This window comes from Streptomyces muensis (genome assembly GCF_021474425.1).
In the GTDB taxonomy this organism is placed as follows: domain Bacteria; phylum Actinomycetota; class Actinomycetes; order Streptomycetales; family Streptomycetaceae; genus Streptomyces; species Streptomyces muensis.
Genome location: NZ_JAKEIP010000254.1, coordinates 1 through 11,771, shown reverse-complemented (window position 1 = coordinate 11,771; position 11,771 = coordinate 1). Strand labels below are relative to the sequence as shown.

The window sequence follows — 11,771 nt, the reverse complement described above, 5'->3', positions numbered from 1 at the left end:
CCGGCCCCACCGCCGACCGTCCACCACCCCTTCCAGACCTGCGACGGCTGCGAGCGCGCATTCCGCTCACCCGCCCCCGGACACTGCCGCGACTGCCGACCCGACCTCCTGGAGGCCGCCTAGCATGAAAGCGACGATCCTTGCCCCTGGGCACAGACCACGAGGAGCGAGCGCCATGACCATCGCCCCGGACAACGCGCGGCAGGATGCTTCCCACCTGTACCGAGCCATGCGCGACTTCGTGGAGGCCACGGACGGCACCCTCCCTGGCAAGTTCGAGATCACCAAAGAAGGGATCGTTCACGACATGATGTCGCCGGGAGGACCCCATGAGGTCACGGCCGCGCACGTCAGCCGCCGCTTGGAAAAGCTCATGCCGGATGACTTGCTGGCGCACAACGGCACACCCGATGTGGAGAATGAGCCTGAGGGCATCATGCGCCACCCCGATGTCATGGTGATCGCATGGGCCGACCTGAACGTGCAGGGATCCATCGACCCCCGTACTGTCATCGCGGCCGTCGAGGTCGTGTCCCGCTCCAACCCAGACAACGACTGGGTGAGCAAGATGCGGGACTACGCTGTGATCGGCATCCCCGTCTACGCCATCTTCGATCCCCGCACCGGCACCGGCGCCGTCTTTACCGACATCCACTCGACGCCGGCAGGCCCCCGCTACGCGACCCGCAAGGACTTCTTGTACGGCGAGGACGTCACCATCGCGGACTGGACGATCTCTACCGAGAACCTCCCCCGGTACAAGGCCGAGGGCACGGAGGAGGTCGGCACGCAGCCGACCTCCTGAACCCTACGAGTGCCCCAACTCCGCCGAATCCTCGTCCGCCCCCACCGAGACCGACCCCGAGTCCGCCGCCGGTCGCAGCGGGAACGGGTCCACCCGGGTCTCGTCGATCACCGGCGGAGCCGGACGCGGGGGCTTCGGCATGACCGCGGCCTCGGAGTGGCCTCCGCAGCCGTACGTCAGGGACACCACCCGGCCGTCCGCCGGGGAGAACTCGTTCGCGCAGACGCCGAAGGCCTGGCCGAGGGAGCCGCCGATGGGGGCCAGGAAGCCGCAGGTGACGCAGGAGGCGGGGGCCGCCTGGGCCATGGGGGTCTTGGCGCCGTACGACTCCTCCCAGCGGTCAGCGGCGACATGGAGGCCGTAGCGGGACAGGACGCGGGCGCGGCGCATGCCCAGTTCCTCGGCGACCGAGGCGATCGAGCCGCGGGAGGGCGCGACGGAGAGGTTCGCGGGGACGCCGGCCGTGACCTCCGCGTCCTCGGCCTCCACCAGCTCCGCCATCTCGTGCGAGACCGCCGAGCTGGGCACCGGCTCGTCCTCGCCGGAGAAACCGGGCTCCAGGCGCAGATCCTCGGCGTCCGTGGGGAGCAGGTCGCCGGGGCCCATGTCGCCGGGGCGCAGCCGCTCGCTCCAGGGCACCCACTCGGGGGCGAGGAGGGCGTCCGGGCCGGGCAGCAGGACCACCTCGTCCAGGGTCACGATCTTGGCGCGGGACGCCCGCGCCACCGTCACCGCCCAGCGCCAGCCGCGGTACCCGAGCTCCTTGCACTCGAAGTAGTGCGTGACAACGCGGTCCCCTTCGGACAGCAGGCCCGCGTGCTCACCCACCACACCTGGCGCGGCGGCCTCCTCGGCGGCACCGCGGGCGAGGTCGACCGCCTCGGCGCACAGACGGTCGGGGGTGCGGCTTCGCGTTGTCGCTGCGCTCACAGGTATCGCTTCTCTCCTACGCCGTCTCTCGGGTGCGGTTGCCGTGAGGCGATGGAGCAGACGGAGCGGACCTGTGGGCCGCGTCGACGTCCGCACCCGAATCGCGCTCGGGCGCACCTACGTCATCCATTGTGCGGGATGGCTGAGATACGCACGCTACCTGCTCGCGGGCGCTGGGCCTACACCGACGGCCCATTCACCGCCGCGCGGCGCCCTCCCCGGAACTGAGACCTTGCCCTCCATACGCGCCGTAACCGCACTACCAACCCCCACTTCGGGGCACTATTGCGTCGTGGCAACCGCGAGGCAGCCCGAAGGAGCCACCGGCATCGGTGGGGCCAAGGGCGGCCGCAATCGAGGTGGCGGAACGGGCCGCGGGCGCGGCTCCTTCCGTGCGGTCGGCCGTGCCCTGCACTTCCCGTTCACCGGCACCGCCCGCGGCATCCGCAAGGCCACCCACGCGCACGGGGCGGGCGAGTCCGGCCTCGGCAAGCTGATCGAACTGCACGGGGTGAACGGCGCCGGGGACATGATGATCACCGTCGCCCTCGCCTCCACCGTCTTCTTCTCCGTCCCCACCGACGAGGCCCGCGGCCGGGTCGCGCTCTACCTCGGCATCACCATGGCCCCCTTCACCGTCCTCGCGCCGGTGATCGGCCCGCTCCTGGACCGGGTTCCGCACGGCCGGCGCGCCGCGATGGCCGGGGCCATGTTCGCCCGCGCCATGCTCGCGCTGGTCCTGTCCGGGGCCGTGGTCACCGGCAGCATCGAGCTGTATCCGGCCGCCCTCGGGGTGCTGGTCGCCTCGAAGGCCTACGGCGTCGTCAGAAGCGCCGTGGTGCCCCGGCTGCTGCCACCCCGCTTCTCCCTGGTGAAGGCGAATTCCCGGGTCACCCTCGGCGGCCTCCTCGCCACCGGCATCGCCGCCCCCATCGGCGCGGGACTCCAGGCCCTCGGACCGCGCTATCCGCTGTACGGCGCCTTTTTGATCTTCGTCGCCGGTACGTTCCTGTCGTTCACGCTGCCGCCGAAGGTCGACTCGGCCAAGGGCGAGGACACCGCGCTGCTGGCGGCCGACGAGCAGCATCTGCACGGGCCGCACCTCAAGCCGGTCAAACGCCCCGGCCTGCGCACCGTCGGCATCGCCGTCACCCACGCCCTGGGCGCCAACGCCGCCCTGCGCTGTCTGTCCGGCTTCCTGATCTTCTTCCTCGCGTTCCTGTTGCGCGAGCACCCGATGTCCGGCCAGAGCGCGGCCGTGTCCCTGGGCATAGTGGCCGTCTCGGCCGGGGTCGGGAACGCCTGCGGTACGGCGGTCGGCGCGTGGCTGCGCTCCCGGGCGCCCGAGATCATCATCGTGACGGTCGTGGGCTTCGTACTGCTCGCCGCCCTCACGGCCGCGATCTTCTTCGGCGCGATCCTGGTGGCGTTCCTCGCCGCGACCGCCGGGTTCGCGCAGGCGCTGGCGAAGCTGTCGCTGGACGCGCTGATCCAGCGGGACGTGCCGGAACTGGTCCGTACGTCGGCGTTCGCGCGCTCGGAGACGCTGCTGCAGATGTCCTGGGTGCTCGGCGGCGCCATCGGCATCGTGCTGCCGCTGAAGGGCTCGTTCGGGCTGCTGGTGGGGGCGGCGATCGTCGCCGTCGGCTGGCTGACCACCGTCAAGGGTCTGATCGGCTCGGCCCGGCACGGCGGACACAGCCGGCCCCACGTGGCCTGACGCCGACGTGACCTGCGTGTGACCTCCACTTGCCGCACGGCACGCCGCCCCCCACATGGAGAGCGCGTCACACACGCCCGATAGCCTTCGCCCATGACCACGCTGCACTCCGTATCGCGACGCCGCCGCGCGCTCGCCGCCGCCGGCGCCGTTTCCGCCGGACTGCTCGCCCTGTCGGCCTGCGACAAGCCGACCCCGCTGGCCACGGTCACCGTCGGCACCTCCTCCGTGCACTCGGAGGCGACCTGCGGTGGTGAGGGCAAGGCCCTGGAGACCTCGGACCTGGCCGGGTGCCTGAAGGACAAGGGCATCGAGTCCATCAAGGTGGACCCGGACGACACCGTCCGCTTCGGCGTCGACCCGGAGATCGCGGACGAGGGCTGGACCATCCTCATGAACGGCCAGCCGCTCACCGACTCCAGCACGAAGACCTACCGCACCGTCCCGGGCAGCGTGTTCTTCAACGCCCAGTACGGCGCGAGCGGCGACTCCACGCTCGTCTCCATCAAGGAGGGCGAGAAGGACGTGACGGGCCTGTGGTCCTTCAAGCTCAAGAAGGACAGCTGACCACGTCCGCCGTACGTGTCCTGGTGGCCACCGCCGTCCCCGCCGAGCGGGACGCGGTGGCCCGGGCACTCGACCTGCCCGGCGTCGACGTGATCGCCGCCGGCGTCGGTCCGGCCCTCGCGGCAGCCTCCACCGCCACGGCCCTCACCCGGGCGGCCCTGGAGGGCGCCCCCTACGGTCTGGCCGTCTCCACCGGCATCGCGGGCGGCTTCGCCCCGCACGCCCCCGTCGGCTCCCTCGTCGTCGCCGACGAGATCACGGCCGCCGACCTGGGCGCGGAGACCCCCGACGGCTTTCTGCCCGTCACCGAGCTGGGCTTCGGCACCGTCACCCACCGTCCGCCGGAAACACTCGTACGAGACGTCGTGTCGGCCACCGGCGCACGCCCCGGCGCCGTCCTCACCGTCTCCACCGTGACCGGCACCGCCGTCCGCGCCGCGCGGCTGCGTGAGCGGCACCCCACCGCCCTCGCCGAGGCGATGGAGGGCTTCGGCGTCGCCGAGGCCGCCGCCGCGCACAACACGCCCGTGCTGGAGCTGCGCGCGGTCTCCAACGCCGTCGGCCCGCGCGACCGCGCCGCCTGGCGCATCGGCGACGCGCTGGCCGCCCTGACCGAGGCCTTCGGGAAGCTCGGACCCGTCCTGGAGAGTTGGCAATCGCATGACCGGTGAGCAGCAACAGCGGCGACAGCCCTGGCAGATCGCGTACTCCCCCTGCCCGAACGACACCTTCGTCTTCGACGCCCTCGCCCACGGCCGCGTCCCGGGCGCTCCCGCCCTCGACGTGACGTTCGCGGACATCGACATCACCAACGGCATGGCCGAGCGCGGCGAGTTCGACGTGCTGAAGGTGTCGTACGCCGTGCTGCCGTACGTCCTCGACGAGTACGCCCTGCTGCCCTGCGGTGGCGCGCTGGGCCGGGGTTGCGGACCGCTGGTGCTCACGCGCGAGGCCGGCGTGGACCTCACGGGCCGTACGGTCGCGGTGCCGAGCGAGAGGTCGACGGCGTATCTGCTGTTCCGTCTCTGGGCGGCGGACGTCCTCCCCGGCGGGGTCGGCGAGATCGTGGTGATGCCGTTCCACGAGATCATGCCCGCCGTGCGGGACGGCAAGGTCGACGCGGGGCTCGTCATCCACGAGGCGCGCTTCACGTACCAGAACTACGGTCTGCACAAGCTCGCCGACATGGGCGAGCACTGGGAGGACACGACCGGCCTGCCCATCCCGCTCGGCGCGATCATCGCCAAGCGCTCCCTGGGCGCCGACCGCCTGCGGCTCCTCGCCGACGCGATCCGCACCTCCGTACGCGCCGCCTGGGACGACCCCGAGGTCTCCCGCCCCTACGTCATGGAACACGCCCAGGAGATGAACCCGTCCGTCGCCGACCAGCACATCGGCCTGTACGTCAACGAGTTCACCCACGACCTGGGCGTGGACGGCTATGCCGCCGTGCGGGGGCTCCTCACACGTGCGGCGGCCGAGGGGCTGGTGCCGCCCCTCGGCCCGGGTGTGCTGGATTTCCCCTGAATCTCTACGGCTACGGCTATACGTCGAGCTGGTCGGCGACCGCGCGCAGCAGGCCGGCGATCTTCTTGCCGGCGGTCTTCTCCGGGTAGCGGCCGCGCTCCAGCATCGGCGTGATGTTCTCCAGGAGTGTCGTCAGGTCCTGGACGATGGAGGCCAGTTCGTCCGGCTTCTTGCGCTGGGCGGCCGCGACCGAGGGGGTCGGGTCGAGCAGGGTGACCGAAAGTGCCTGGTCACCGCGCTGACCGGCGACCACCCCGAACTCCACTCGCTGTCCCGGCTTGAGTGTGTCTACTCCGGCGGGGAGGACCGAGGAATGAACGAAGACGTCACCGCCGTCGTCGCGGGAGAGAAAGCCGAAGCCCTTCTCGCTGTTGAACCACTTGACCTTGCCGGTAGGCACGTCTGTCCTCGTCCTCGTACTCGTCGGAAAACTGCTTCTGAAAACGGCTCTTGATAGCACTACAGCGGGTCGACCATGACCCGCCGCTACCAAGGCTAATGCTCCCGGAGCCGGTGACAAGACGTCGCCCGGTTGTTCCTTCGCGCTGGGAACTACCCTGGTCCGGTGCGTGACAAAACCCAAACGAATTCCGCCGCTCCCGGTGACCGACTGATCCGTGCCGGTGCGGTCGTGTTCTTCATCGGTGCCCTGGCCACTCTGGTCACCGTGACCCCGTTCCTGCTCGGAACGACGCCATTTCCCACATACATGTTCGGACTGAGCATGCTGATGGGTGTCGGATTCCTCGTCGCCGGTGTCGGGGTGCTCCGCTCGATCGCCGCGGGGCGGCGTCAGGCGCGCGGCGCGGCCAGGTAGCCGGAGAGCCAGTCCGGGAACTTCGTCAGGTCGGTGAGGACGACGTCCGCGCCGAGTTCGCCGAGTTCCACCGCGCTGTAGGGGCCGGTCGCCACGGTGACGGACAGCGCGTCGGCCGCGCGGGCGGCGCGGATGTCTCCCTGGTGGTCGCCGACGTAGACGCTCGCCGCGTGCTCGCGCAGCGCGTCGGCCTTCTGCTCGGCCCACAGGTCGCCGACGACGGCGTCCGGTTCGATGCCGAGGTGTGCCAGGTGCAGCTTGGCGTTCGGCTCGTACTTGGCGGTGACGACGATCGCGCGGCCGCCGGCTTCCCGTACGGCGGTGATCGCCTCGCGGGCGCCGGGGAGTGCGGGGGTGGCCGTGATCGCCATCGCCGGGTACATCTCGCGGTACAGGTCGGCCATGGCCGCGACCTGCTCCGCCGGGAACCAGTTGATCAACTCGTCGGCGAGGGGCGGTCCCAGCCGGGTGATCGCCAGGTCGGCGTCGATGTGGGTCCCTGTGCGCTCGGACAGCGCCTTGTAGCAGGCGTGGATGCCGGGGCGGGAGTCTATGAGGGTCATGTCGAGGTCGAAGCCGACCGTTGTAGGAGCCATGGGGTTCATTGTGCCGTCGCCCAGTAGCTCGGGGGTGTCCGTCGTGTGGCGGCTGCGGGTGGAGTGGGGCTGGTCGCGCAGTTCCCCGCGCCCCTAAAGGGGCGCAGGCTGCAGCGCCCTTCTTTTAGGGGCGCGGGGAACTGCGCGACCAGCCACGATGGCGCCGCAGACGATCGACGGCCCAGCGCTCACGTCTCTTTCTGTGAGCGCCAGACGATGAACAGCGCCGATGCCACCGCCGCTCCCCGCAACACCCAGGGCCACGTCTCGCTCAGCGCCGCGTTCATGTGGCCCTCGGCGATGCGGTCGCCCCAGCGGCCCTCGGTGCGCCCCCACAGCCAGACGACACCCGCGGTGAGGGAGAGGCCGGGCAGGATGATGACCGCCCACTTGGTCTCGGCGTCGCTCAGCCGGCGCGAGCCCCAGGCGATGAGCCAGCCGAGGAGCAGGGCGAGGACCTGACCGAGGACGGCGCCGGCGACGAGAAGCGCGGCGGCGAGCAGGAGAAGGGGGTTGCTCCAGCGCCCGTTGGGGAGGGTCAGCCGGCGCCGGGCCTTCGGAGCCTCCTCCTCGGCCTCCTCCACCTCGGCCGGCTCCTCGACGAGGTCCTTCTTCTTGAGCCGTGTCTCCTCCGGCGCCGGCGGGCGCCTGAGCATCTCCGGGATCTCGACGCCCCCGACGAACCCCGGGACGTCCTCGCCCGGCCCGAACGGGTTGGTGTCCACCCGCCACCAGTCCGCCTGGCCCGCGCTGCCGCCGAGGTCCGCCGTACCGGCGAGGTGCGGCGGCGGGGGCGCGTCGTCGTGGACGGGCGGGGCCTCGGCGGGGCGCGGGCGGGGCACGAGCCGGCGCAGGCCCTTGGGGCGTTCCTCGTCGGCCCCGCCGTCCGGCTGTACGGGCACGGAGGTGACCGGGCCCTGGGGCGCGGGGGCGGCGGAGCCCCCGACGGCGGCGACGACCTCGTCCGGGGTGCCGAGCCGGGCGATGATGCGGCGGACGGCGGCGGGACTGTCGACGGGCGCCTTTGCGCGGCGCCGGTCGATCTCGCCCCGTAGCTCGTTCACCAGGCGCATACGGGCGCTCGACGGCAGCTGCCGCTGCTGGGCCACGTCGCCGACGCGGCTCAGATACTCGTAGACGACCTGGTCGCTCTCGATCCCCACGAAGTCCCCTCCGGGGTGGGTGTGCCGAAACCCCGCGGGGACGACGTTAGCGCAGGACAAGGTGTGCGGTGCGTTGGCGCCGGCGGGTCAGACCGGTCGGCACTCGCCCGAGTTGTGCGCTTCGGAGCAGAGGCCGTGGCCGTGTTCGTGCAGGATGTCGCGACCGCTCTGCTGGGTGAGGAAGTTGAGGAAGGCCGCGGCGACGGAGCCGGCCGGGGGCTCGCCGTAGGTGTAGGCGAACTCGGTCTGCCAGTACGGGTAGTTGGTGTCCTCGACGCCGTCCGCGGTCGGCTTCCTGCCGTCGATGGTCAGCTTGACGATTCCGGCGGCGGCCTTGTGGCCGTCGACCCCGGCGGCCTCGCTGTAGCCGATGGCGCCGGGCACCGCGGCGGTGGTGTTCAGCATCGTGTCCGTGCTGGTGACCTCGCAGCGGCCGTACCGCTTCGGGTTGAGGGCCGCGCAGTCGGTCACGGTGAACTGGGGCGGTTCCTTGCCCTTGAGGACCTTGGTGACGAGGGTGCTGCGGGTGCCCGAGCCGGGGTCGCGGTTGATCAGGTGGACCGGGACGTCGTTGCCGCCGAGCTCGGACCAGTTCTGCACCTGTCCGGCGAAGACCCTGCGGATCTGGTCCAGTTCGAGGTTCTCCACGCCCGCGTCCTTGTTGACGACGAGGGTGAACACGGAGAAGGCGACGGGCCGCGGGATCAGCCGGGGGTGGCCGTCGGAGGCGAGACCGTCGGTGAAGGCGAGGTGGTCGCCGAGGCCCTCGCCGACCGGGACGTCGCCGTCCTGGCCGGCCTTGTCCAGGTCGGTGACCCCGTCGGTGCTGCCCTTGAAGGTGTCGCTCTCCAGCGGGATGGCCACCCCGGCGCCCTCGCACCTGGTGAGGTAGTCCTCGGCGGCGGCCCGGACGGCGGGCGCGAAGGCGGTGGAGCCGTGCAGGTACAGGGTGCCGCCGACGCAGTCCAGCGGAGGACGCCGGTCGTCGCGCAGGAAGAGCGTGTAGGAGGCCTGCACGACGACGGCCGCGATCAGGATCCAGATGGCCCACCAGGCGGGCCGGGAGGCGAAGACGTGGCTCTCGGTGCGGGTCGCCTTCAGCCGGAAGAACCGCACCACCGGGTCGTACCAGCGGCCGTGCCCGCCGGCGCCGCGGACGACCGGGTCCGGGAAGGGGTCGGTGCCGTTGTCGTCGGGCCAGCGTTCCAGCACGACGAGCACCTTGTACTCGGAGCCCCTGGGCAGCGTCACCTTCGGCAGCCGGATGATGCCCGTGCGCTCGCTCTCGTTGTTGGTGCGCCGAAAGCCGGGCTTGGCGCCTGTGCGGACGTCGGCGCCCTCGGTGACCTCCTCGAAGAAGAAGTCCCGCAGTTCGTCCTGGCTCGGGTCGGTGAGGACCACGGCGGCGACGCGGCGGTTGCGGAAGGTGACCTTGATGCCGTAGGGATCGGCGGGGTCGGCGAGGTAGTCCTCGGACACGATCTTGGCCGACCCGGCGTTCTCGATCCGCAGCAGGACGAACGACGGGTCCTTGAGCTGGTGGCCGTCGTGCCGCATGTCGCCCAGCACGTCGGCGTACGGCTTGTCGGCGGCGTCCGCGGCGAGGGTGTCCATCTGCACCCGGTAGCCGAGCCGCTTGCGGCCGACGATGGCGAACTCCCACAGGAACGCCGCGACGGGAAACGTGAGACTCAGGATCGCGATCCACTGCTCGGCCCGCTCACTCACCGCTTCCCCCAATACCCTTGAGCCGTGAAGTAGTTGACAGGGAGCCCAGGGTGACGAGTGGGTGCGCGGTGTTGCCAGAGCTGCCGGAATCCTACGGATGATGTTCATCCGGGGGTCATCTGCGAAACGTTCCGTTCGCCCGCCGGGACCCGTTCCGGGCACCGGTCACACCCCCTGTGCCCTGGGGGGTGCTTTGAAAGGGCCGCACAGCACCCGCGGCGCCCGGCACGCACCCTCGCCGCACCGGCCAAAGACCCAAGTAGCTCCGCTACGAGGGCCTTCGTCCGGCACGCCGAGGGCACGCACCGGACACCGCGGGCACCGCACAGCCCTTTCAAAGCACCCCCCACCCCCACCCGCTAACGTGGGCAGGATGAGCGACCCGGCTACACCGCCCCGTTCCCTCGCGGAAGCGCTCCGCGCGCGGGACGACGCCTCCCTGGCCGTACTCCTGCGCAGCCGCCCCGACCTCATCACCCCCGTCCCGACGGACCTCACCCAGCTGGCCACCCGGGCCGGCACGCGGGCGTCCGTCGTGCGGGCCCTGGAGCGGCTGGACCGGTGCGCGTTGCAGACGGCGGAGGCGCTGGCCGTGGCGGCGGATCCGGCGACGTACGACGAACTGCTGGCGCTGATGGCGGGCGACGAGGGCGACCCGGCCGTCGTCGCGGCGCTGCCGCACGCCCTCGGCACCCTGCGCGAACAGGCCCTGGTGTGGGGCGCCGACGACCGGCTGCGGCTGGTGCGCACGGCCCGCGAGCTGCTGGCGCCCTCGCCGCAGCACCCGTCCCCGACCGGCCTGGGTCCGACCGTGCAGGAGGCGAGCGCGGGCATGTCGCCGGGCCGGATCCAGGAGATCGTCACGACGGCCGGGCTGCCCTCGACCCATGACGCCGTGTCCGCCGTGTCCTCGCTCTCCGCCCTGTTCGGCGACCGGCGACGGATGACGGCCCTGCTCGCCGACGCCCCCGAGGAGTCCCGGGAGGTCCTCTCCCGCCTGGTCTGGGGCCCGCCGTACGGCCAGGTCACCGCCGATCCCGCACCCCGGCTGCGCTGGCTCCTGGACCGCGGCCTGCTCCTGCCCACCGCACCCGGCACGGTCGTACTGCCCCGCGAGGTCGCCCTGCATCTGCGGGCCGGCCGCGCGCACCGCACCACCGAGCCGTTGCCGCCGCCCGTCGAGGCGGCCGCGACGCACCGTCCACAGGTTGTGGACAGCACCGCGGCCGGACAGGCGTACACCGCGCTCACGACGGTCGAGGAACTGCTGAAGGACTGGCACGAGGGCGGTCCCGCCGTGCTGCGGGCGGGCGGCCTCAGCGTGCGCGACCTCAAGCGCACCGCCGTCGCCCTCGACGTCTCCGAACCCCTGGCCGCCTTCTGGGTCGAGCTCGCCTACACCGCCGGGCTGCTGGCCTCCGACGGCGAGGCCGACGAGCGGTACGCGGCGACCCCGGCCTACGACGAGTGGCTGGAGCAGCCCGTCGCGCAGCGCTGGGCCGTGCTGGCGCAGGCGTGGCTGACGGCGACGCGTACGGCGGGCGTGGTCGGCGGACGGGACGCGAAGGACCGTACGTTGTCGGCGCTGGGCCCCGGCCTCGACCGCTCGGCGGCGCCGGAGGTACGGCACCGGGTGCTGACGCTGCTGGCCGGGCTCCCGGAGGGGACGTCCCCGTCCGCCGAGTCGGTCCTGGCCCGCCTGCGCTGGGAGCGTCCGCTCCGCGGCCCTCAGCGCGAGGACGACCTGCGCGGCCGCCTCGCCCGGTGGACGCTGAGCGAGGCGGAGCTGCTGGGGGTGACCGGGCGGGGCGCGTTGTCGGCGCACGGGCGCGCGCTGCTCGGGGCGCCGCAGCCGGAACCGGCCGCCGATGCCGGGGAGCAGCCGGCCGGCCCCGGCGACAAGCTCCCCGTCCACCAC

The 11,771-nt window shown here is 72.0% G+C and carries 11 protein-coding genes and 1 pseudogene; 7 read left to right on the top strand and 5 right to left on the bottom strand.

Going from position 1 to position 11,771, the window contains the following annotated elements:
- Nucleotides 1–175: 175 nt before the first annotated feature.
- On the top strand, nucleotides 176–805 hold the full coding sequence (locus L0P92_RS36155; protein WP_234767293.1) for a Uma2 family endonuclease: 630 nt from the start codon (nucleotides 176–178) through the stop codon (nucleotides 803–805).
- Nucleotides 806–808: 3 nt separating this feature from the next.
- Here L0P92_RS36155 and L0P92_RS36150 read toward each other — a convergent pair whose 3' ends face one another.
- The gene (locus L0P92_RS36150; RefSeq protein ID WP_234767292.1) at nucleotides 809–1,735 is read right to left on the bottom strand and encodes a DUF3027 domain-containing protein; all 927 of its coding nucleotides are present in this window, start codon (nucleotides 1,733–1,735) and stop codon (nucleotides 809–811) included.
- Between the two features lie 292 nt (nucleotides 1,736–2,027).
- Here L0P92_RS36150 and L0P92_RS36145 point away from each other — a divergent pair, with 292 nt between their 5' ends.
- The 4 genes from L0P92_RS36145 (at nucleotide 2,028) to L0P92_RS36130 (ending at nucleotide 5,549) form a co-directional block, all read left to right on the top strand.
- A complete protein-coding gene (locus L0P92_RS36145; protein ID WP_234767291.1) occupies nucleotides 2,028–3,455 on the top strand; it encodes an MFS transporter in 1,428 nt (475 codons plus the stop codon).
- A gap of 93 nt (nucleotides 3,456–3,548) precedes the next feature.
- Entirely contained in the window at nucleotides 3,549–4,022 is a 474-nt protein-coding gene (locus L0P92_RS36140) for a DUF2771 domain-containing protein (protein WP_234767290.1), read from the top strand.
- A complete protein-coding gene (locus L0P92_RS36135; protein ID WP_234767289.1) occupies nucleotides 3,992–4,693 on the top strand; it encodes a futalosine hydrolase in 702 nt (233 codons plus the stop codon). The genes L0P92_RS36140 and L0P92_RS36135 overlap by 31 nt, the downstream gene beginning before the upstream one ends.
- Complete coding sequence (locus L0P92_RS36130) at nucleotides 4,683–5,549, top strand: 1,4-dihydroxy-6-naphtoate synthase (protein WP_234767288.1); 867 nt, start codon at nucleotides 4,683–4,685, stop codon at nucleotides 5,547–5,549. The genes L0P92_RS36135 and L0P92_RS36130 overlap by 11 nt, the downstream gene beginning before the upstream one ends.
- 16 nt (nucleotides 5,550–5,565) lie before the next feature.
- Here the strand turns inward: L0P92_RS36130 and L0P92_RS45320 are convergent, their stop codons facing one another.
- The gene (locus L0P92_RS45320; RefSeq protein ID WP_217206711.1) at nucleotides 5,566–5,949 is read right to left on the bottom strand and encodes a cold-shock protein; all 384 of its coding nucleotides are present in this window, start codon (nucleotides 5,947–5,949) and stop codon (nucleotides 5,566–5,568) included.
- A gap of 165 nt (nucleotides 5,950–6,114) precedes the next feature.
- On the opposite strand from L0P92_RS45320, the gene L0P92_RS36120 reads away from it, so the two are divergent.
- A complete protein-coding gene (locus L0P92_RS36120) occupies nucleotides 6,115–6,366 on the top strand; it encodes a hypothetical protein (RefSeq protein ID WP_234767287.1) in 252 nt (83 codons plus the stop codon).
- On the opposite strand, the gene L0P92_RS36115 is transcribed toward L0P92_RS36120, so the two are convergent.
- The 3 genes from L0P92_RS36115 to L0P92_RS36105 all read right to left on the bottom strand — a co-directional run bounded on the left by L0P92_RS36115 (nucleotide 6,342) and on the right by L0P92_RS36105 (nucleotide 9,853).
- Entirely contained in the window at nucleotides 6,342–6,971 is a 630-nt protein-coding gene (locus tag L0P92_RS36115) for an HAD family hydrolase (protein WP_372497388.1), read from the bottom strand. The two genes, L0P92_RS36120 and L0P92_RS36115, sit on opposite strands and share 25 nt — an antisense overlap.
- 179 nt (nucleotides 6,972–7,150) lie before the next feature.
- Nucleotides 7,151–8,125 (bottom strand): hypothetical protein, encoded by a 975-nt coding sequence (locus tag L0P92_RS36110; protein ID WP_234767285.1) that lies wholly within the window; start codon nucleotides 8,123–8,125, stop codon nucleotides 7,151–7,153.
- A gap of 87 nt (nucleotides 8,126–8,212) precedes the next feature.
- Complete coding sequence (locus L0P92_RS36105; RefSeq protein ID WP_234767284.1) at nucleotides 8,213–9,853, bottom strand: substrate-binding domain-containing protein; 1,641 nt, start codon at nucleotides 9,851–9,853, stop codon at nucleotides 8,213–8,215.
- A gap of 373 nt (nucleotides 9,854–10,226) precedes the next feature.
- Between L0P92_RS36105 and L0P92_RS36100 the strand changes: the two are divergent.
- Nucleotides 10,227–11,771 (top strand): annotated as a pseudogene (locus tag L0P92_RS36100) (DNA-binding protein); the annotation flags it as partial.

Excerpts from the sequence above, each read along its gene's own strand:
- L0P92_RS36155 (WP_234767293.1), top strand. The coding sequence starts at position 176 with ATGACCATCGCCCCGGACAACGCGCGGCAGGATGCTTCCCACCTGTAC.
- L0P92_RS36140 (WP_234767290.1), top strand. The coding sequence starts at position 3,549 with ATGACCACGCTGCACTCCGTATCGCGACGCCGCCGCGCGCTCGCCGCC.
- L0P92_RS36130 (WP_234767288.1), top strand. The coding sequence starts at position 4,683 with ATGACCGGTGAGCAGCAACAGCGGCGACAGCCCTGGCAGATCGCGTAC.
- L0P92_RS36115 (WP_372497388.1), bottom strand. The coding sequence starts at position 6,971 with ATGAACCCCATGGCTCCTACAACGGTCGGCTTCGACCTCGACATGACC.